Consider the following 18,780-nt stretch of genomic DNA (forward strand, 5'->3'; position numbering starts at 1 on the left):
GGTCCAGGTCCGAGCAGGAGAAGGGGTACCCATGGCAACCGCACCACGTCCGCGCACCTCCACCCGAGAGCCCGAGGAGCTCGGCCGCCGCCTCGGCGCCTGGCTCGACGCCCGGCTTCCCGGGGCGAAAGTCACCAATGTCTCCGTCCCCGGTTCGAACGGGATGTCCAGCGAGACCCTGCTCTTCGACATAGAGCACCCCGACACCCCGCTGCGCGCCTGCGCGCTGCGGCTCGCCGCCGACCCGGCGGCCTATACCGTCTTCCCGACGTACGACATGCCGCGCCAACACCGCGTGATGGACCTGGTCGCCGCGCACACGGACCTGCCCGTCCCGCGCGTGCAGTGGCTGGAGGAGGATCCCGGGCCGCTGGGGGCGCCGTTCTTCGTCATGGCCCGCGCCGAGGGCCGGGTCCCGCCCGACGTCATGCCCTACACCTACGAGGGCAACTGGCTGCACGCGGCGACCGACGCCGAACGCGGCGCGCTCCAGGAGGCGAGCATCTCGCTGCTGGCCCGGCTGCACGACCAGTTCCCCGCCGAGGAGGCCGAGTTCCTCCTGCCCGAGGGCGAGGGCACCCCCCTGCGCCGGCACGTGGACGCCCAACGTGCCTACTACGCCTGGGTGGTGGGCGGACTGGCGCCCTCCCCGCTGATCGAGCGGGCCTTCGCCCGTCTCGAGGAGCTGTGGCCGGTCGACGAGGGGCCCGCCGTGCTGAACTGGGGCGACGCCCGCATCGGCAACGTCGTCTACGACGGTTTCACGCCGGTGGCGGTCCTGGACTGGGAGATGGCGGCGTACGCCCCGCGCGAGGTGGACCTCGGCTGGAGCGTGTACCTCCACCGGTTCTTCCAGGACCTCACCGTCAGCTTCGGCCAGCCCGGCCTGCCGGACTTCCTGCGCCGCGAGGACCTGGAGCGCCGCTACGCCGAACTGACCGGCCACACACCGCGGGACATGGAGTTCCACACCCTCTACGCCGCCCTGCGGCACGCGATCGTCATGCTGCGCATCGCCTACCGCCAGGCCCACTTCGGCGAGGTCGAGGTCCCGGCGGACCCGGACGGCCTGATCCTGCACCGCGCCAGCCTGGCCGACATGGTGCAGGGAACGTACTGGTAGGCGGACAGGGGGAGCAGGGGTGGCGGGCGGGCGGCCCTCAGGCCGCCTGTGCGTGCTGCTGGCGCGTCTGCGCCTGCGGCTGCGGCAGGACCGGGCGCACGACGCGGACCGGGCGCGAGCCCGGGCCTCCGACGTGCGAGAACGGCTGCGTCCGCCAGTCCAGGCCCTGGGGCAGGGCCGACGGGGCGGAGGAGTCGAGCTCCGGCGCGGCCTCCGCCGACTGGTTCATGCCGACGGTGGGGAGGGCTTCGGCGGCGGGCCGGCCGGTGCCGGCGCACACGGTGAGCCCGAAGGGGTTCCACGGGGTGAGGCAGAGCGCGTGCTGCGGCAGGTACTCCTCGTCGGCGACGAGGGCGATCGACTGGCCGCAGTCGGGGCAGATCGCGTGGTGGATCTCGAACCCCTCGCCGTCGTCGAGGTATTCGCCGTCCTCGGGGTACGCGTCGTCGCCGGAGTCGAGCGGTTCGAGAGGATCCGGTTCGGTGCGACCGGCGCGCTTGGTATTCAGCATGGATGTACTCCCCCTTGGGTGGGCCGGGCGGGCAGGTTCTTCGGCCTCGGCCACAGCAACCACTTCCCGTCGCGCGTCACGAGTAACCACAACAGACCAGCCTCCGCCTGCATACCCCTGTGGCCTTGGTCACATGCCCGGCGCAGATGCCTCCAGTGGGCGGACAGCACTGGGCCTGGAGTGCCTTTGGCCGTAAGTTGAGCGGCTATGAGCGCAATGGAGGAGCTGGACCGCCAGATCGTGGATCTGCTCGTGCGGGACGGGCGGATGAGCTACACGGATCTGGGCAAGGCCACGGGACTGTCCACGTCGGCAGTCCATCAGCGGGTACGCCGACTGGAGCAGCGCGGGGTGATCCGCGGGTACGCGGCCGTGGTCGACCCGGAGGCCGTCGGCCTGCCGCTGACCGCATTCATCTCGGTCAAGCCCTTCGACCCGAGCGCCCCGGACGACATCGCCGACCGGCTGTCCGGCGTACCCGAGATCGAGGCCTGCCACAGCGTCGCGGGCGACGAGAACTACATCCTCAAGGTGCGCGTCGCCACGCCGCTGGAGCTGGAGGACCTCCTGGGCCGGCTGCGCGCCCTCGCCCACGTCGCGACCCGGACGACCGTGGTCCTCTCCACCCCCTACGAGGCGCGCCCGCCCCGTGTGTAACCCCCGGAGGGGGTACCCGGCGGTCGGGAGGGGCGGGGCGACGCGGGACACTGGTCGGCATGACTGACCGCACCGCCCACTCCGCCGACGCCGCCGGAGCACCGACCAGGACCGTCCTCCTCCGCGGGGGCGAAGTACACAGCCCCGCCGACCCCTTCGCCACGGCGATGGTCGTCGAACGCGGCCACATCGCCTGGGTCGGTTCCGAAGGCGCGGCCGACGCCTTCGCGCAGGGTGTCGACGAGGTCGTCGATCTCGGCGGGGCGCTCGTGACCCCCGCCTTCACCGACGCGCACGTCCACACGACCTCCGCGGGTCTGGCCCTGACCGGGCTGGACCTCACCGGAGCGCGCTCGCTGGCCGCCGCGCTGGACCTCGTACGCGCGTACGCGGCGAGCCGGCCCGCCGACCGGGTGCTGCTCGGGCACGGTTGGGACGCCGCCCGCTGGCCCGAGCGGCGCGCGCCGCGCCGCGGCGAGCTCGACGAGGCCGCCGGGGGCCGTCCCCTCTACCTCAGCCGCATCGACGTGCACTCGGCCGTGGTCACCACGGCCCTGCTCGACCTCGTCCCGGGGGTGCGTCCCGAAGGGGACCTGCCGCTGACCGCCGACGACCACCACGCCGTACGGCGGGCCGCGCTCGCCGCGGTCACCCCGGCCCAGCGCGCCGAGGCGCAGCGGGCCGCGCTGGACCGGGCGGCCTCCCTCGGCATCGGTTCGCTGCACGAGTGCGGCGGGCCCGACATCTCCTCCGCCGAGGACTTCACGGGCCTCCTGGACCTGGCGGCCGAGCGGCCCGGGCCGCGGGTGTTCGGGTACTGGGCCGACCGGGACCTGGACCTGGCCAGGGAGCTGGGGGCCGTCGGGGCAGCCGGCGACCTCTTCGTGGACGGCGCCCTCGGTTCGCACACCGCCTGCCTGCACGCCCCGTACGCCGACGCCTCGCACACGGGGACGGAGTACCTGGACGCGGCGGCGGTCGCCGAGCACGTGGCGGCCTGCACCGAGGAGGGCCTCCAGGCCGGCTTCCACGCCATCGGCGACGCGGCGATCACCGCGGTGGTCGAGGGTGTCCGGGCCGCCGCCGAGAAGGTCGGCCTGGCCCGGATCCGTGCGGCCCGGCACCGGGTCGAGCACGCCGAGATGATGACCCCGGCCACCATCGCCGCCTTCGCCGAGCTGGGGCTCACCGCCTCGGTGCAGCCCGCCTTCGACGCGGCGTGGGGCGGCGAGGACGGGATGTACGCCGACCGGCTCGGCGCCGACCGTGCCCGCACCCTCAACCCGTACGCGGCCATGCTGAAGGCCGGGGTGCCGCTGGCCTTCGGTTCGGACGCGCCGGTGACGGCACTCGACCCGTGGGGCACCGTCCGTGCGGCCGCCTTCCACCGGACGCCCGAGCACCGGGTCTCGGTGCGGGCCGCCTTCACCGCCCACACCCGGGGCGGCTGGCGGGCCCTGGGCCGCGACGACGCGGGGATCCTCGTCCCCGGCGCCCCGGCCGACTACGCGGTCTGGCAGACGGGCGAACTGATCGTCCAGGCCCCGGACGACCGGGTGGCCCGCTGGTCCACCGACCCCCGCTCGGGCACCCCCGGACTGCCCGATCTGACCCCCGGATCCGAACTGCCGGTGTGCCTCGCCACCGTCGTCGGCGGGCGGGAGGTATTCGTACGCCCACAGGGGTGATCCGGTCGGCCTCGGTTCGGTACGGGCGGTCGGACCCGGATAGGTTCGGCCGGGTCCACCACAGGACGTCGTGCCGGACGGATCCGTCTGCTCAGCGCGCCCGCGCCTCGGGGGCGAGGGAAGGTTTCGCCGGGCGGCGGGTGGCCCCAGGTCGGGGTCCGGCGGTCCAGTAGACAACGGTCACGGCGGCTCGCAGCCAGCGGGAGTCTGATCGGCCCGAAGGACCGCGGGCCCCGATCACCCGCCCCGGCGCCCCCGGGGAGGCCACCGGTGCCCGCACCGCCGGGGCGGGGGCGGGCCGATGTTCTAAAGTCATTCTCTGCGACCAGACGTACAGGACGTGCAAGAGCACAAAGGGGACTCAGTGAGCGACGGCGGACAGCGGACCTACGGGCCGCTCGGTACAGCCTTGGTGATCATTCCGACCTACAACGAGGCGGAGAACATCGGGCTGATCGTCGGCCGCGTCCGGGCGGCGGTTCCCGAGGCCCACATCCTGGTCGCCGACGACAACAGCCCCGACGGCACGGGCAAGCTCGCCGACGAGCTCGCGGCCGGCGACGACCACGTGCACGTCCTGCACCGCAAGGGCAAGGAGGGGCTGGGTGCCGCCTACCTCGCGGGCTTCGTCTGGGGCCTGGACGAGGGCTACGGCGTGATCGTCGAGATGGACGCCGACGGCTCCCACCAGCCCGAGGAGCTGCCCCGCCTGTTGACCGCACTGGCCGGCGCCGACCTGGTCCTGGGCTCGCGCTGGGTGCCGGGCGGCCGCGTGGTCAACTGGCCCAAGACCCGTGAGTTCCTCTCGCGCGGCGGTTCGACGTACTCCCGGCTGATGCTGGACGTCCCGATCCGGGACGTGACCGGCGGCTACCGCGCCTTCCGGCGCGAGACCCTGGAGGGTCTGGGCCTGGAGGAGGTGGCCTCCGCGGGCTACTGCTTCCAGGTGGACCTGGCCCGCAGGGCCGTGAAGAAGGGTTTCCGCGTGGTGGAGGTCCCCATCACGTTCGTCGAGCGTGAGTTCGGCGACAGCAAGATGAGCAAGGACATCGTCGTGGAGGCCCTCTGGCGGGTCACCCAGTGGGGCCTCAAGGCCCAGGCGGCCAAGCTGCTGGGCAAGGACAGCGGCAAGGACAGCGGCAAGGACTCCGGCAAGCGGGACGGCGGCGCCTGACCGGGCCGGATCCGCGGGGCACCCCTAGGGGGTGTCCCGTACCTCCGGCTGAGGACACTTTTATCCGGCCCCAGGCACACTGGATGCCATGACGACCGGCACTGGATCCCTGCGAACGGGCACCCCGACGGCCCCCCGTCGGCGCTCGCCCGCCCGAACCTTCCTCCCACTGGCCATCGCCGCCTGGCTGATCCTGGAGATCTGGCTGCTCGGCATGGTCGCCGACGCGGCCGGCGGCCTGGCCGTGGCCGCGCTGATCGCCGGCGGACTGGTCGTGGGCGCGGTGGTCATCAAGCGTGCCGGGCGCCGGGCCTTCAAGAACCTAACGGACACCTTCCAGCAGGCCCAGCAGGGGCAGCAGCCCACCCCGCAGCAGCCCGGCCAGGGCAACGGCCTGACCATGCTGGCCGGCCTGCTCCTCATGCTGCCCGGCCTGCTCTCCGACGTCGCGGGCCTGCTCCTGCTGCTCCCGCCCGTCCGGGCCTGGGTCGGCCGCAGGGCCACTCGTTCCCTGGAGCGGAAGATGGCCGCGGCCCCCGCCGGCAGCTTCGGCGACGCCTTCCAGCAGGCTCGTATCCACTACCCCGACGGCAAGATCGTCCAGGGTGAGGTCGTCCGCGAGGACCGGCCGGGCCCCCAGGACGGCCCGGACACCACGCACCGCCCGCCGCTGACGCCTTAGGGGGCGCACGCACAAGCCGAGGGGCCCCGCCACACAGTGTGTGGCGGGGCCCCTCGGCTTGTGCGTTCGTCCGGCTGTCAGGCGGACTTGCGGCTGTCCCGCGGATGCACGGCAATGTTCATGGCGCCGGAGCGCAGGACCGCCAGCCTTTCGGCCAGCACTTCCTCCAGCTCCTCGCGAGTGCGTCGCTCCATGAGCATGTCCCAGTGCGTTCGCGCAGGCTTGCCCTTCTTCTCTTCGGGCCCGTCCCCGTCAACCAGGAGTGCCATGGCGCCGCACGCCTTGCACTCCCACTCCGGCGGAATCTCTGCCTCAACCGAGAACGGCATCTCAAATCGATGTCCGTTCTGGCATGCGTACTCCACCGCCTGGCGCGGGGCCAGATCGATGCCGCGGTCCGTCTCGTAGCTGGTAACCACGAGGCGCGTACCGCGGAGAGCTCGCTCACTCATGAATCGTGCCTCCCGGGCTTGTCGCCCACAGGACAGGTGTCGCTGTCGTCGTCATCCGGTCAACGTCCGGTCGGCGGTATAGATTCCCGCTCCGGGTCATGCGTCGCCCGTCGTACCGCCCCTTGTTGTACCCACCAGTGCCCGTTTTGTCACATCTGGCAGCAGATGTCACCCAACGTCTAGAATTCTTTAGCGCGCAGTAACGGTCCGCCTGGCAGGCCAAAGGCGTACACTACCGGCCCTTCGCCGCAACGTCTAAATCCGTTCGGAATTCGTTCGTGGATCCGGACCGGGCGCAGGCGGGTGCCCGGTCTCAGAGGCGCTCCGGTACAGGATTGCCCGCCGCCTCCACCGCGCGCCGCACCGGCACTCGCGCGAGCAGCAGGAACCCCAGTGCGAAGAAGGCCACCAGCGAGATGATCGCGTCCCGGTAGCTCCCCGTCACCTGGTAGGTCAGGCCGAAGACCAGCGGTCCCACCCAGCTCAGACCGCGGTCGCTCATCTCGTACGCCGAGAAGTACTCGGCCTCCTTGCCCGCGGGCACCAGGTGCGAGAACAGCGAGCGCGACAGCGCCTGGCTGCCGCCCAGCACCAGGCCGATCATGGCGGCCAGGACGAAGAACCACACCGGCGTCCGCGCCGGCAGGAAGTAGCCGACCCCCAGCGTCACCGCCCACGCGGCCAGCGAGCCCAGGATCGTCCGCTTGGCACCGTAGATCCGAGCCAGCCGGCCCATGCCCAGCGCGCCGCCGACCGCCAGGACCTGAACCAGCAGCACCGCCCCGATGAGGGTGCCCTGTTCCAGCTCCAGCTCCTCCGAGCCGTAGATGGAGGCCTGGGAGATCACCGTCTGCACGCCGTCGTTGTAGATCAGGTACGCGAGGAGGAACGACAGGGTCAGCGGGTAGCGCCGCATGTCCTTGAAGGTGGCGACCAGCTGCTTCCATCCGCTGACGGCCGCCGCCGCCCCCGGGTCCCGGACCACGGCGCGGTCGCGCAGCCGGCGCAGCGGGATCAGGGCGAAGGCGCCCCACCACAGGCCCGCGGAGGCCAGGCAGATCCGCACGGCCATGCCCTCGGAGACGCCGAAGGCGTCGTGGCCCAGATAGAGGGCCAGGTTCATCACCAGCATCACCGAGCCGGCGGTGTACCCGAAGGCCCAGCCGCGCGAGGACACCGTGTCCCGCTCGTCCGGAGTGGAGATCTGCGGCAGGTAGGCGTTGTAGAGCACCATTGACACGGACAGCGAGGCGTTCGCCACGATCAGCAGGAAGCCGCCCAGCAGGTACCGCTCGCCGCCCAGGAAGAACATCGCGGTCGTCGCCGCGGCCCCCGTGTACGCGGCCACCGCCAGAAGGGGCTTCTTGCGGCCCGTCCGGTCCGCGACCGCGCCCGCGAGCGGCATCAGCAGGACGGCCAGGATCACCGAGGCCGAGACCGAGTAGGCGAAGAAGGACCCGGCCCGCACCGGTATGCCCAGCGGGTGCACGAAGCCCTCGTCGTCCGCGGCGGCTCTGGCCAGCTCTGTGAGGTACGGCCCGAGGAACACCGTCACCACGCTCGCCGAATACACGGAGACGGCGAAGTCGTAGAAGTACCAGCCGCTCTGCTCGCGCTTGCGCGAGGCGGCGGCCCCCTTGTCGTTGGCGGCTCTGCCGTCCTCCGCCCCGGGTTCCGCTTCCTCGGTCCTGCTGCTGTTGTCCGCGCTCACTCGGTGTCCCCCTCGGTGGTCCCCGTACCGCGACGGCCGCCGCCCCCTTCGCGGCGGCCGGGAGCGGGTCAGACCCAGGCGCCGCGCCGGTCCAGCACCGTGCGCAACATGTCGATGTGGTCGGTCATGATGCCATCGACACCCAGGTCGAGGAGAGCCTCCATACGTTCCGGTTCGTTCACGGTCCACACGTGGACCTGCAGGCCCCGCTCGTGCGCGGTCCTGACGAAGCGCCGGTCGACCACGCGGATGCCCGCCTGGGTCTCCGGAACCTGGGCCGCCACCGCCCCGACGCGCAGCGCCGCCGGGATCGCGTACGAGCGCAGCCGCAGCCCGACCACCCCGCGCACGCCGTACGAGGTCGCCAGCCGCGGGCCGGCGATCTTCTGGGCGCGGGCCACCCGGCTCTCCGAGAAGGAGCCCACGCAGACCCGGTCCCAGATCCCGGTGCGCGCGATCAGGTTGACCAGCGGGTGCAGCGCCGATTCGGCCTTGACGTCGATGTTCCAGCGGGCGTCCGGGAACTCCTCCAGCAGCTCCTCGAAGAGCGACAGGGGCTCGGTCCCCCCGACCCGGGCCTCGCGGACCTGCTTCCAGGGCAGCTCGGCGATCCGGCCCCGCCCGTCGGTGACCCGGTCCAGGGTGGAGTCGTGGAAGGCGACGAGCTTGCCGTCGGCAGTGGCGTGCACATCGGTCTCGAAGTACCGGTAGCCCGCCCCGGCGGCCCGGCGGAACGCCGCGGCGGTGTTCTCCAGCCCGTCCGCGGCACCTCCCCGGTGTGCGAAGGGGATCGGAGCCGGGTGGTCCAGATACGGATGGCGAAGGCGTACGTGCGTCACGGCGGCAGTATCCCCCGCGACGGCCGGGACCGGTGGTACGCGAGGTGAACGGGATACGGGCGGGCCGCGTACGGCTCTGGTGCAAGTGGACTGACTCGTGGCACGCTGTGCCCCGGACAGCAATCCAATGCAGGCTTCCTCCGAGGCCAATCGGACGAAAGTGGACCGCACGCCATGGCCGAATGGACCTCAGCGGTCGGTGCCGCTCAGCTCGCCCGCCTCATCACCTCGCAGCAGGAGCGGACCTCCGTACCGGGCGCCCGCAAGCCGCCCGCCTACCGCACCCTCGCCGACGGCATCCGGCTGCTCGTCCTGGAGGGCCGCGTCCCGGTCGCCGCCCGGCTCCCCGCCGAGCGCGAACTCGCCGTCGCCCTGTCCCTCAGCCGCACCACGGTCGCCGCCGCCTACGAGGCCCTGCGCGGGGAGGGCTTCCTCGAATCCCGCCGGGGCGCCGGCAGCTGGACCTCCGTCCCGGCCGGCAACCCGCTGCCCGCCCGGGGTCTGGAGCCGCTGCCCCCCGAGTCCCTCGGCTCGATGATCGACCTCGGCTGCGCCGCCCTCCCCGCCCCCGAACCCTGGCTGACCAGGGCCGTCCAGGGAGCCCTGGAGGAACTGCCGCCGTACGCGCACACGCACGGGGACTACCCGGCGGGCCTGCCGGCGCTGCGCCGGATGCTCGCCGACCGCTACACCGAGCAGGGCATCCCCACCATGCCCGAGCAGATCATGGTGACCACCGGGGCCATGGGGGCCATCGACGCCATCTGCAGCCTCTTCGCCGGGCGCGGCGAGCGGATCGCCGTCGAGTCCCCCTCCTACGCCAACATCCTCCAGCTCATGCGCGCCGCCGGGGTCCGGCTCGTACCGGTCGCCATGGGCGACGGGCTGACGGGCTGGGACATGGACGTCTGGCGGCAGGTCCTGCGCGACTCCGCCCCGCGCCTCGCCTACGTGGTGGCCGACTTCCACAACCCCACCGGAGCCCTCGCCTCCGAGGACCAGCGCCGCACGATGGTCGAAGCGGCCCGTTCCGCGGGCACCGTCCTCGTCGCCGACGAGACCATGCTCGAACTCCAGCTGGAGCCCGACCTGGAGATGCCCCGCCCGGTCTGCTCGTTCGACCCGGCCGGCAGCACCGTGATCACCGTGGGCTCCGCCAGCAAGGCCTTCTGGGCGGGCATGCGGATCGGCTGGGTCCGCGCGGCCCCCGACGTGATCCGCAGCCTGGTCGCGGCCCGCGCCTACGCCGACCTCGGCACGCCGGTGCTGGAACAGCTCGCGGTGAACTGGCTGATGCGGACCGGCGGCTGGCAGGAGGCGGTGGAGATCCGCAGGCAGCAGGCCCGGGAGAACCGCGACGCACTGGTCGCGGCGGTCCGGCGGGAACTCCCGGGGTGGGAGTTCGAGGTCCCGGCAGGCGGCCTGACGCTGTGGGCCCGTGCGGGCGGCCTGTCCGGCTCCCGGCTGGCCGAGGTGGGCGAGCGGGTCGGCGTCCGGGTCCCCTCGGGCCCGAGGTTCGGCGTGGACGGGGCCTTCGAGGGCTACGTCCGGCTGCCGTTCACGGTGGGCGGACCCGTGGCCGACGAGGCCGCCAGCCGCCTGGCGGCGGCCGCGAGCCTGGTCGGCAGGGGTGCGGGCGACAGCGGCGCAGAACCCCCGCGCACGTTCGTGGCGTAGGCCTGCGGCGCTCGGCGGAAGCAGAGCGGCGGCGGGGCCGGGGACAGGGCGGGGTGTGGTCAGGGACGTAGAACGTGAGGTGTTGGCGCGGCGTCGCCTCGCGCCCCCGAGTCGAGGGCCAGGGTGCCATCAGGCGTGAGTACCGGACCACACCCCGCCCTGGCCCCGCCGCCACCCCGCCGACCCGGCCAGGGCCCCGGCATACCGCCAGGGGCCAGGGCCCCGGCATACCGCCAGGGGCCAGGGGCCAGGTGTCACGGCACGGCACCGCCCGGCCAGGGCCACCGCTACGGCCGCTCCGGTGCGTCCAGCGCCGCCGCCCCCACCGCCTTGGCCATGGCCGGCCCCGGCCCCTGCTGCCGCTCCGGCAGGAGCTCCAGCACGGCCTGCCGGTGGGCCGGGTGCGTGGCCTCGTCGTACGGGTCCGGGGTCGCCGGCACCTGGAGCCGGTGCACCGGCCCCGTGCCGAGCCGCGCGTACCCCCGCCCCGGCGGCACCAGGGTCGTGGGCGTGGTGTGCGGCGGCAGCCCCAGCACGTCGGAGATCTGCTGGATCGAGGCGGGCCCGAGCACGATCCGCGCGCGCGTGTGCTGCCACACGGCGTCGTGCAGCACCTCCAGGTGGTCGAACTGTTCGGCCACGACGACCGTGACGTGCGCGGGCCGCCCGTGCCGCAGCGGCACCTGGAGGTGGGTCATGGGGTCCGGTCCGCCCTCGGCCACCGCGAGGTGCGCGAGCACGCTCGGCTGGTCCAGCAGGATCCACAGCGGGCGCCGGGTGTCCTCCGGCGCGGGCCGGCCGGCCTCGCGGGCCCGGTGGGTGGCGATGAGCCGGCGTTCGGTCTCCTGCGCGGCCCACTCCAGGGTGGCCACCGCGCCGACCGGCCCGCACTCCACGGCGAGGACGCCCGCCCGGCCGGACAGGCAGGCGTACTCGCCGCTGCCGCCGCCGTCGACGATCAGGACGTCGCCGCCGTGCCGCAGGGCCTGCAGGGCGAGGGAGCGGAGCAGGGTGGAGGTGCCGCTGCCGGGCTGGCCGACGGCGAGCAGGTGGGGTTCGGTGGAGCGGGGGCCGGTGCGCCAGACGACCGGCGGGACGTCGCGGGGCTGCTCGCCCTCCAGCACGGGCAGGGTCCGCTGCACGCTTACGGAGTCGGTGAAGCCGAGCACGCTCTCGCCGGGGGAGGTGACGAACGGCTGGGCGGCGATGCCCGTCGGCAGCGCCGCCAGCACACTCAGGTCGAGCTGGTTGCCCTCCTCGTCCCAGTCGAAGAGGTACTCCCGTCCGCGCCCGGACTTGGCGTGCAGCAGTGCCTCGATCCGGGCCCGTGAGGCGGCCTCGCCGTCGGTGAAGTAGGCCGGGTAGCGGATGTGGAGCCGGGTGAGCCGGCCCGCCTCGTCGAACTCGTAGCCGCTGAAGGCCTTGTCCCACTCCCCGCCGTGGGCGAAGAGCGGACTGGGGTCCTCCGGGATGGAGAAGTACGGCACGAGGGCTTCGTAGAGGGAGCCGAGCCGTTCGGCCTCCGCCTCGCTGGGTCCGGTCTTCACCGGGGTGCGGTCGCGCCCGTGCCAGGCCGCCGCCGCCATGATGGTCATCAGGGCGAGGAGCGGGCCGTAGGGGACGAGTGCGACCACGAGGACGCAGGCGGCGCCCAGGAACAGGGCGGGACCGCGCTTGTCCTTGGGGGTCTCGGACCATCTGCGCCGCCCGGCCGCGGCCAGGATGCGCAGGCCGCGGCCGATGACGAGGAGCGGATGGAGGACGTCCGTGGCACTGTCGGCGGCCGTGCGAGCGAAGTCGCGGCCCCGGGCCAGCGACGCGGTGCCGCTGCTGAGAATGCGGGGAAGTGGGCGCCGGGCCACGGGCGTCTCCTGGAGTTGTGGTCGTGAGAGGTGTTCCGGGTGGGGCTGGAATTCCTGCTCGGGGGGCCGCTAGAGCTTGATCCCGCCGAGCAGGCTCGCGAGGCTCGCGGTGCTCGCCGTGATGCTCGGGGCGATGGCGGAGCCGGCGAGGAAGAAGCCGAACAGCGAGCAGACGAACGCGTGCGTCAGCTTCATCCCGTCCTTCTTGAAGAACAGGAAGCAGATGATGCCGAGCAGGACCACGCCTGAGATGGACAGGACCATGAGAGGTTCTCCTGGTTGGTGGGGACAGTCACCATCAGTTGTTCCAGGCTCACAGGAAGTATCAATGCGAAAAAAGGTGCATACGGGTGAATCTGTGGGTTTTTCACTTGACCGGCTCAGTCCGGCTGGCGCGCCCGCCGGACAGGGGTCCGGGGTGATCCATCCCTCGGACCGGCCCGGACATGCGCAGGCCAGGGCGCTACTCTGACGATTCACCCGTACGGACGCAGTGCCGTGCACCCCCCTGCCCGCACGGCCTGGGGAAGCTTCATGCCAGCAGCGAGTGAAAGGCGGTACGCACGATGAGCGAGCACCCCGAAGGCACCTCTCCGGAAGGCCCCGACGAGGACGTCATCGAGCTGGCGACCAAGATCTTCGATCTCGCCCGCCAGGGTGACAGAGCCCGGCTCGCCGCGTGCCTCGACGCCGGGGTCCCGGCGAACCTCACCAACGACCGCGGCGACACCCTCGTCATGCTCGCGGCCTACCATGGCCACGCCGACACCGTCACCGCCCTGCTGGCCCGCGGCGCCGAGGCGGACCGTGCCAACGACCGCGGCCAGACCCCGCTCGCCGGCGCGGTCTTCAAGGGCGAGGAGGCGGTGATCCGCGCGCTGCTCGCCGGAGGGGCCGACCCGAACGCCGGAACCCCCTCCGCGGTGGACACGGCGCGCATGTTCGCCAAGGCCGACCTGCTGGAACTCTTCGGAGCCCAGTAGTCCGCTTTTTGCCGGGCCGGGACCGGCACGGAGCTCACAGGTTGGTCACGGCGGCCGTAAATGTGGTCGCGGTGCACAAACCGGCTGGGTCATCATGGCGTCGGATTCGATTCGCGAGCACGGGGGACGGGCAGACGGCCAGGACGCGAAAAGTGTCCGGGCCCGGTCCGGCCACCCCTTGATCACGAACCACCGACGAAAGCGAGAAGGCAATGGTCTACATCGAGCGGAACAAGACGGCGGACGTCCTCACATGCTGTTACGCGGCCCTGTGAATCCCGATTCCCGGTTGCGTCCCCAGCTTGATTTGAGGCCACTCCCATGTTCGAACCAGTCATAGCGCCGAGCGGTACCCTGCTCGGCCTCCTCCAGCGGGGCCGTGGCGACGGCACGCTGCACGCACTCGCGGCGCCCAGGGCGGAGGCCCTCGCGGCCCTCCACCAGTGCGTGCTCCGTGATCCGCGCCAGGACTGGCAGGTCGAGAACCGCTCGCTGTACTACGCCAGGCTGTACCTGGATCTCGACGGCCCCCTCGGCGAGATCGAGAGCCACCTCTTCAGCGCCGACGACCTCGTCGACGACACCGACCACCGCACGGGCCTCGCCCTGTCCGTCCTGGGCCACCTGGCCTCGTACGGCCGCGACGACGCGCTCATGCTGCTGCGCCGCTACGCCGCGTCCGGAGCCAACTGGGCCTGGGCCCTCGACGAGCTCGCCCTGCGCGACGACGACGAGGGGCTGCGGTCACTGGCCGCACCCGTCCTCGCCCGCTTCCCCGCCACGGCGGAGGGCGAGGCGCGGCTGGCCGCCGCCGTCCGCGACGCCTACGAGCCCCGGCCGTGGTGCCTGTGGGAGGAGTCCCCGCTGTACGGGGAGCGCTTGAGCGCAGCCCGCCGCCAGGGCTCCTTCGACCGCTGGCAGCGCCAGCTGACCCCGAGCGGCCCCCGGCCCGGCTGGGGCGTCCAGGCCGTCTTCGACTGGGCCGCCGACGGCCTGCGCCGCGGCACCCCGCTGCACGTGCCCGCCGCCCGCTGCCTGGCCGCCGTGGCCCAGCCCGAGGACCGCTCCGCGATCCTCGCGGCAGCCGCCGGCGCCGACGGCGAGGCCGCCCGGGCCACCGCCCTGCACCACCTGGTCCTCGCCGAACCGGACAACCCGGCCGTGCTGGACCTCATCGAAGCCGCCGCCGACGAGCCCGCCGTGGCCGCGTACGAGCGCATGTGCGGCCCCGACGCCGTCGAGCGGGCCCGCCGCTGGGTGCACCGCCCCGACGCCCTCGGCGAGGCCGCCGCGGCCGTCCTGGCCGCCCGGGGCGGAGCCGAGGACGCACCCCTGGTCCTGAGCGCGCTGCGCTCCACCGTCCGCGGTTCGGGCCCCGACACCCAGCGGCTCTTCGCCCTGGTGGACGGAGCGGGCCGGCTCGCCATCGGCTGCGCCGCCCCCGTGCTGCGCCACATCTACCGCGAGACGTCCTCGTCCCACCTGCGCGGCCGCGCCGCACGGGCCCTCGCCAGCACGGACCCCTCCTTCGCGGCAGGCTTCGCCGTCGAGTGCCTCTGGGACTGCGAGGAGACCACCCGCGAGGTCGCCGCCCGCCACGCCGAGACGGCCGACGCCCGAGTGGCCCCCCGCCTGCGCCGCCTGGCGTCGGACCCGGCGGAGGAGGAGGACGTGCAGTCCGCCGTCCGCAGCCGCATCACCCCGGAGTCGGCCGTGTAGCGCCGCCGGCAGCCCCACTGACACCACTCGGCCCGGCCCCATGGAAGAGGGGGCCGGGCCGAGTGCTGTGACCGCGTGCGGCGGCGGAGCGCGATCAGGGCGCCATGGTGGCGCCGGGGAGCGGGGGCGGTGTGTGGGTGGGGGGCCCCAACCGCTGGGCTTCCCGGACGGCCTCCGTGTAGTCGCCCGTGCAGTACGGGGCGTACTCGTTCCGCACGATGGCGAAGCTGAGTCCCTCCCGCCCCTCCCACCACGGCTGGTAGTACGTCCAACTGAGCACGAGGGTGTGTCCTGGGAGGACCGCCTTCGGGTTGACCTTGAGGGTGCGTCCGTCATAGCCGCGCGACACACCGGCGGCGGGATCGGGCTGCGGGGCGCGGCCCCCGCCGAGGAAAGTCGCCGCCTTGCCAATGCACTCGCGTTCCGGCACCGGCTGGACCCAGACGGCCTCGACCCCCAGTTCCTTCAGCCGGTCGGCCAGTGCCGGGACCTGCGCCCGCTGGGGCAGATCGAACCGCAGCGACCCGTCCCGCTCCTTCGTGATCCTGGGCGCGTCCGTGGCCGAAGGGCTCGGCGTGCCGGCGGGCAGCGAGCCGGTGTGGGTGCTGCCCGTCGTGGTCATGACGGCGACCACGGCGGCCGTGGCGACGCCCACCGCGAGCGGGATGCCGTACCGCCGGGCGAAGGGCCGGGCGGGGGCCGGGGGCGGGGCCTCCGGGAGACGGGCCAGGAGCGCGGCCTTCAGCCGCTCCTCGAAGCCGGTGGGCCGAGTGCTCATCGGGCTGCCTCCAACTGGCTTTCGTTCACGGAGCCAGGGGCGCGCAGGGCGCGGCGGGCCCGGTGCAGGCGGACGCGGACCGTCGCCTGGGTGACGCCGAGGGCTTGGGCGGCCTCGGCCGGGGTGAGCTGGTCGAGCACGACCAGGTCGAGCGCGGCCCGCAGCGGCTCGGACAGCGCGGCGTGGCGCTCGGCCAGGTCGCGGAAGGCCCGCTGGGCGTCGATCCGCTCCTCCAGCGCCGCGACGTCCTCGTCGTCGAGGAGGCGACGGCCGCTCAGCCGGGCCAGGGCGCCGCTCTCGCGGGCCCGGCCGCGTGCATGGCCCGACAGGATGTTGCGGGCGATGCCGAACAGCCAGGCGACCGGGGCTCCCCTGTGACCCCGGTACGTGCCGGCCGATCCCATCGCCGCGAGGAAGATGTCCGCCGTCAGGTCCGCCGCCAGGTGCGGATCGGCCACCCGGCGGGTGACGAAGCCGAGTACGGCGTCGATGTGGTCCTCGTAGAACGCCCCGAAACCCTCGGGAGTGGTGAGATCCGGTGGCCCGGTCTCGTGTCGTGGGCTCTGCACCCGGTTCCTCCCCTGCGCGGGGGACCCGGTCGGCCCCCTCACCCCGTACTTGGCCGCAGCCCCCGAAAACGTTTCACGCGGCCCGGAGGAACCTGACGGGAGTGCCCGGCCGGGCCTGCGCCGCCGCATCCAGGGCCGGGCCCGGTGCGACGACGCCCACCACGGGATAGCCGCCCGTCACCGGGTGGTCGGCCAGGAACACCACCGGCAGGCCGTCCGGCGGCACCTGGACCGCGCCCAGCACCATGCCCTCGCTCGGCAGCTCGCCCGCCCGGGCGCGGACCAGGGGGGTGCCCGCCTCGGTGCGCAGGCCGATCCGGTTCGACTCCGCCGAGACCCGGAACTCGGCGCGCCACAGCCCGGCCAGCGAAGCCTTTGTGAACCAGTCCGCCCGCGGCCCGAGCCGCAGCGGGAGCAGCAGCTCCGACGGCGCCGCGGGCAGCCCGTACGCGTCCGCCCCGGGCACCGGGTCCGGCCCCGCGGGGCCCACCGGCAGCGTCATCCCGGCCGACAGGACCGGCGGCCCGAGGCCCGACAGCAGGTCCGTGGAGCGACTGCCCAGGACCGGCGGGACGGCCAGGCCTCCCCGCACCGCGACGTAGCCGCGCAGCCCGGACTCCGCCCGGCCCACCTCCAGCTCCGCCCCGGCCGGCAGCCGGACCGGCGCTCCCCAGGCCACCGGGCGCCCGGAGATCCGTACCGGACAGGGCGCGCCCGTGACCGCCACGACCGTCGCAGCCGGGGCGCGCAGCGACACCCCGTCGAGGGTCGTCTCCAGCGCCGCCGCGTCGGGCGGGTTGCCGACCAGCCGGTTCGCCAGCGCGTACGCCGCCGTGTCCAGCGCTCCCGACCGGGGGACCCCGAGGTGCGCGTATCCGGGGCGGCCCCCGTCCTGGACCGTGGTCAGCGCCCCCGGCCGTACCACCACCAGCAGCTCAGTCACGGCCCGCCTCCGTGAACCGCACCCGGACCCCCGGTGCGAACAGCGCCGCCGGTTCCCGCTCCGGATCCCAGAGCACCGCGTCGGTGGAGCCGATCAGCTGCCAGCCGCCGGGGGAGGAGCGCGGGTACACCCCGGCGTACTCGCCCGCCAGCGCCAGCGAGCCCGCCGGAACGGCCGTGCGCGGAGTCTCCCGGCGCGGCACGTGGAGGCGCTCCGGCAGTCCCGTCAGATAGCCGAAGCCCGGAGCGAACCCGCAGAACGCCACCCGGAACCCGGTGGCGCCGACGATGCCCGGCACCTCCCCGGGGGCCACCCCCCACAGCCGGGCCACCTCCGCCAGGTCCGGCCCGTCGTAGCGCACCGGGACCGTGACCAGCGGGCCCTCCTCGCGGGTGAGCGGCGGTACCTCCCAGCGCGCGATCAGGGCCCCGAGCGCGGCCGGATCCCGTACGCCGTCCAGCAGTACGGTCCGTGCCGCGGGCACGAGGTCCCGTACGGGGCCGAGCGCGCCCGCGTCCCGGCGGCGCAGCAGCTCGGCATGGAGCGCGGCGACCTCGTCGGCCGAGTCCACTTCGACGAGCAGCGCCTGCGCGCCCACCACCAGCGTCCTCACGTGAACGCCTCCACCCGCACCCCGGCGGCGCCCAGCGCCTCCCGGACGCGCAGCGCGAGACCGGCCGCACCGGGGGTGTCCCCGTGCAGGCAGAGCGAGCGCGCGGCCACCGGGACCGCGGAGCCGTCGGCGGCCTCCACCGTGCCCCCGGCGGCCATCCCCACGGCCCGTGCCACCACCGCGTCCGGGTCGTGCAGCACCGATCCGGGCTCGCCGCGCGGCACCAGCGTCCCGGCCGGGGTGTAGGCGCGGTCGGCGAACGCCTCCGGAACCGGAGCCAGCCCCGCCTCCGCGGCGGCGGCGAGCAGGAGCGAGCCGGGCAGCCCCAGGACGGGCAGGCCACCGGTCGCACCGGCGCCCGCCGCCAGCCGGACGCCCGCGACGACGGCGGCGGCCTGGCCGGCGTCGTGAACGGTCCGGTTGTAGAGGGCGCCGTGCGGTTTCACGTAGGACACCCGGGAGCCGGCCGCCCGCGCGAACACCTCCAGCGCGCCGATCTGGTAGGCCACCTCGTCGGCGAGCTCGCCGGGCGGCACGTCCATGGCGCGCCGGCCGAAGCCCGCCAGGTCGCGGTAGGAGACCTGGGCGCCGATCCGCACGCCGCGCTCGGCGGCCAGTTCGCAGACCCGGCGCATGATGGACGGGTCCCCGGCGTGGAAGCCGCAGGCGACGTTGGCGCTCGTCACCACGGAGAGCAGGGCCTCGTCGTCGGTGAGCGTCCAGCGCCCGAATCCCTCGCCGAGATCGGCGTTGAGGTCGATCACCGCAGTGGATGCGATCATGGAAGCCATGCGCCGAG

Annotated in this window: 19 protein-coding genes; 8 read left to right on the forward strand and 11 right to left on the reverse strand. The window is 73.7% G+C overall.

The features are described 5' to 3' along the window. Window positions 1-31 precede the first annotated feature (31 nt). Window positions 32-1,123, forward strand: a complete 1,092-nt coding sequence (locus OHA91_RS30930) for a phosphotransferase family protein (RefSeq protein WP_328740403.1) — start codon at window positions 32-34, stop codon at window positions 1,121-1,123. Between the two features lie 37 nt (window positions 1,124-1,160). On the opposite strand, the gene OHA91_RS30935 is transcribed toward OHA91_RS30930, so the two are convergent. Then, window positions 1,161-1,634, reverse strand: a complete 474-nt coding sequence (locus OHA91_RS30935) for a hypothetical protein (RefSeq protein WP_031154857.1) — start codon at window positions 1,632-1,634, stop codon at window positions 1,161-1,163. 216 nt (window positions 1,635-1,850) lie between these two features. Between OHA91_RS30935 and OHA91_RS30940 the strand changes: the two genes are divergently transcribed. The 4 genes from OHA91_RS30940 (at window position 1,851) to fxsA (ending at window position 5,835) form a co-directional block, all read left to right on the forward strand. Continuing rightward, window positions 1,851-2,291 (forward strand): Lrp/AsnC family transcriptional regulator, encoded by a 441-nt coding sequence (locus tag OHA91_RS30940; RefSeq protein WP_030663734.1) that lies wholly within the window; start codon window positions 1,851-1,853, stop codon window positions 2,289-2,291. A 59-nt stretch (window positions 2,292-2,350) separates the two neighbouring features. Next, window positions 2,351-3,979 (forward strand): amidohydrolase, encoded by a 1,629-nt coding sequence (locus OHA91_RS30945; RefSeq protein WP_031154858.1) that lies wholly within the window; start codon window positions 2,351-2,353, stop codon window positions 3,977-3,979. A gap of 364 nt (window positions 3,980-4,343) precedes the next feature. After that, window positions 4,344-5,153 carry a polyprenol monophosphomannose synthase gene (locus tag OHA91_RS30950; protein WP_266503179.1) on the forward strand — a complete coding sequence of 270 codons (810 nt, stop codon included), beginning with the start codon at window positions 4,344-4,346 and terminating at the stop codon, window positions 5,151-5,153. A gap of 88 nt (window positions 5,154-5,241) precedes the next feature. Beyond that, the gene (gene fxsA / locus OHA91_RS30955) at window positions 5,242-5,835 is read left to right on the forward strand and encodes an FxsA family membrane protein (protein WP_031154862.1); all 594 of its coding nucleotides are present in this window, start codon (window positions 5,242-5,244) and stop codon (window positions 5,833-5,835) included. Window positions 5,836-5,912: 77 nt separating this feature from the next. On the opposite strand, the gene OHA91_RS30960 is transcribed toward fxsA, so the two are convergent. The 3 genes from OHA91_RS30960 to OHA91_RS30970 form a co-directional block, all read right to left on the reverse strand. Further along, on the reverse strand, window positions 5,913-6,287 hold the full coding sequence (locus tag OHA91_RS30960; RefSeq protein ID WP_007262928.1) for an RNA polymerase-binding protein RbpA: 375 nt from the start codon (window positions 6,285-6,287) through the stop codon (window positions 5,913-5,915). A gap of 313 nt (window positions 6,288-6,600) precedes the next feature. Beyond that, entirely contained in the window at window positions 6,601-7,998 is a 1,398-nt protein-coding gene (locus OHA91_RS30965) for an MFS transporter (RefSeq protein WP_031154865.1), read from the reverse strand. A gap of 68 nt (window positions 7,999-8,066) precedes the next feature. Then, window positions 8,067-8,837 carry a glycerophosphodiester phosphodiesterase family protein gene (locus OHA91_RS30970; RefSeq protein ID WP_266503185.1) on the reverse strand — a complete coding sequence of 257 codons (771 nt, stop codon included), beginning with the start codon at window positions 8,835-8,837 and terminating at the stop codon, window positions 8,067-8,069. A 174-nt stretch (window positions 8,838-9,011) separates the two neighbouring features. On the opposite strand from OHA91_RS30970, the gene OHA91_RS30975 reads away from it, so the two are divergent. Continuing rightward, window positions 9,012-10,514 (forward strand): SCO1417 family PLP biosynthesis transcription factor, encoded by a 1,503-nt coding sequence (locus OHA91_RS30975; protein WP_328740404.1) that lies wholly within the window; start codon window positions 9,012-9,014, stop codon window positions 10,512-10,514. 287 nt (window positions 10,515-10,801) lie between these two features. On the opposite strand, the gene OHA91_RS30980 is transcribed toward OHA91_RS30975, so the two are convergent. After that, on the reverse strand, window positions 10,802-12,376 hold the full coding sequence (locus tag OHA91_RS30980; RefSeq protein ID WP_266503188.1) for a P-loop NTPase family protein: 1,575 nt from the start codon (window positions 12,374-12,376) through the stop codon (window positions 10,802-10,804). 69 nt (window positions 12,377-12,445) lie between these two features. Then, window positions 12,446-12,640 (reverse strand): hypothetical protein, encoded by a 195-nt coding sequence (locus OHA91_RS30985; RefSeq protein WP_030031218.1) that lies wholly within the window; start codon window positions 12,638-12,640, stop codon window positions 12,446-12,448. A 302-nt stretch (window positions 12,641-12,942) separates the two neighbouring features. Between OHA91_RS30985 and OHA91_RS30990 the strand changes: the two genes are divergently transcribed. Continuing rightward, on the forward strand, window positions 12,943-13,359 hold the full coding sequence (locus OHA91_RS30990; protein WP_328740405.1) for an ankyrin repeat domain-containing protein: 417 nt from the start codon (window positions 12,943-12,945) through the stop codon (window positions 13,357-13,359). 321 nt (window positions 13,360-13,680) lie between these two features. Further along, on the forward strand, window positions 13,681-15,078 hold the full coding sequence (locus OHA91_RS30995) for a HEAT repeat domain-containing protein (protein WP_328740406.1): 1,398 nt from the start codon (window positions 13,681-13,683) through the stop codon (window positions 15,076-15,078). A gap of 94 nt (window positions 15,079-15,172) precedes the next feature. On the opposite strand, the gene OHA91_RS31000 is transcribed toward OHA91_RS30995, so the two are convergent. The 5 genes from OHA91_RS31000 to OHA91_RS31020 form a co-directional block, all read right to left on the reverse strand. After that, entirely contained in the window at window positions 15,173-15,856 is a 684-nt protein-coding gene (locus OHA91_RS31000; protein WP_037633294.1) for a hypothetical protein, read from the reverse strand. Next, complete coding sequence (locus OHA91_RS31005; protein WP_051893435.1) at window positions 15,853-16,425, reverse strand: RNA polymerase sigma factor; 573 nt, start codon at window positions 16,423-16,425, stop codon at window positions 15,853-15,855. Before OHA91_RS31005 ends, OHA91_RS31000 begins: the two co-directional genes overlap by 4 nt. Window positions 16,426-16,498: 73 nt before the next feature. Further along, window positions 16,499-17,368, reverse strand: coding sequence for a 5-oxoprolinase subunit C family protein (locus OHA91_RS31010; protein WP_328740408.1), 870 nt, complete (start codon window positions 17,366-17,368; stop codon window positions 16,499-16,501). Then, window positions 17,361-17,981, reverse strand: coding sequence for a 5-oxoprolinase subunit B family protein (locus OHA91_RS31015; RefSeq protein ID WP_031154898.1), 621 nt, complete (start codon window positions 17,979-17,981; stop codon window positions 17,361-17,363). The genes OHA91_RS31010 and OHA91_RS31015 overlap by 8 nt, the downstream gene beginning before the upstream one ends. Then, on the reverse strand, window positions 17,978-18,745 hold the full coding sequence (locus OHA91_RS31020; protein ID WP_031154900.1) for a LamB/YcsF family protein: 768 nt from the start codon (window positions 18,743-18,745) through the stop codon (window positions 17,978-17,980). The genes OHA91_RS31015 and OHA91_RS31020 overlap by 4 nt, the downstream gene beginning before the upstream one ends. Between the last annotated feature and the right edge of the window lie 35 nt (window positions 18,746-18,780).

The organism is Streptomyces erythrochromogenes (assembly GCF_036170895.1).
Taxonomy (GTDB): domain Bacteria; phylum Actinomycetota; class Actinomycetes; order Streptomycetales; family Streptomycetaceae; genus Streptomyces; species Streptomyces erythrochromogenes.